Raw genomic sequence first — 1,302 nt, 5'->3', positions numbered from 1 at the left:
TGTCCCGCCCCGGATTCAGTGGAGGCTCGGAACTGACGCGGCGACGGTAGTCGCCGCGGTGTTGTGCCGGTAGAAGTTGTCTTCGTGCTCGGCCGGTGGGACGAGGCCGATCTCGCCGTGTAGCCGTCGGTGGTTGAACCAGTCGATGTACTCGGCCACGGCGATCTCGAGGTCGTCGATGCCCTTCCAGGGACCCTTGTTGCGGACCAGTTCAGCCTTGAACAGGGAGTTGAACGCCTCGGCGAGGGCGTTGTCGTAGGAGTCGCCGGTGGAGCCGACGGAGGCAACCGCGCCGGCCTCGGCCAGCCGCTGGGTGTAGCGCACCGCGACGTACTGGACTCCCTTGTCCGAGTGGTGAACCAGCCCGCCGAGGTCCCGGCCGGTCCGGCGGCGGGTCCAGATGCCCATCTCGAGGGCGTCCAGGGCCAGGTCGGTACGCAGGGACTTCGACAGCTGCCAGCCAACCACTCGGCGGGAGTAGACGTCGACGACGAACGCGGCGTAGACCCAGCCGGAGAACGTGCGGCAGTAGGTGATGTCGGCGACCCACAACTGGTCCGGGCCGGTCGCGGTGAACGCGCGATCGACCAGGTCCGGGCGGGTGTCCGGGCCGGTGCCGGGCACGGTGGTTCGCGGGCCCTTACCCCGCGTGATGCCGCGCAGGCCGGCCGAGCGCATCAGTCGCTCGACGGTGCAGCGGGCCACCGCCTGGCCTTGCCGGCGCAGCGCCGCATGAACCTTCCGGGCGCCGTAGACGCCGAAGTTCTCGGCATGCACCTGCTCGATCACCGCAGTGGTGGATGCGTCGGTGACCGACCGCGCCGAGGGCGGCCGGTTCCGATGGGCGTAGTAGGTGCTCGGGGCGATCTGCAGCTGCTCACAGATCGGCTCGACCCCGTGCTCCTCCCGGTGAGCGTCGATAAACTCGACAATCACCGCTGTGGGCGGTCGAGCTCCGCCGCGAAGAAAGCCGACGCGCTCTTCAGAATCGCGTTAGCTCGGCGCAGCTCCCGCACCTCGCGCTCGAGTTCGGCCAGCCGGGTGGCGTCGTCCGTGGTGGTGCCGGGCCGGTGGCCTTCGTCGATCTCGGCCTGGGTGACCCAGTTGCGCAGCGTCTCGGGGTTGATCCCCAGCTGCTCACCGATCCGCTTCAACGCCCCAGTCCGGGTCGCGGGGTCACGCCGCGCGTCGACCGCCAGCCGGATCGCCCGCTCCCGCAGCTCGTCGGGGTACTTCCTCGGTGCCGCCATGACTCTCATCCTCACGTGGATTGAGAGCCTCCATCAGACCCGGGGCGGGACA

Annotated in this window: 1 protein-coding gene and 1 other annotated feature; the gene reads right to left on the bottom strand. The window is 69.4% G+C overall.

The genetic code is table 11. The features are described from left to right. Positions 1–15: 15 nt before the first annotated feature. Positions 16–1,250 (bottom strand): IS3 family transposase gene (locus G5C62_RS27060; RefSeq protein WP_241176174.1). Its coding sequence is split into 2 segments (ribosomal slippage): positions 16–971 and positions 971–1,250, totalling 1,236 coding nucleotides; the frame shifts between segments, so codons are not numbered across the junction. Further along, positions 859–972 (bottom strand) — a sequence feature (AL1L pseudoknot). Its footprint overlaps the gene before it by 114 nt. Positions 1,251–1,302: the final 52 nt, after the last annotated feature.

This window comes from Modestobacter sp. KNN46-3, from assembly GCF_011039295.1.
This window is presented reverse-complemented; position numbering and strand designations above follow the sequence as displayed.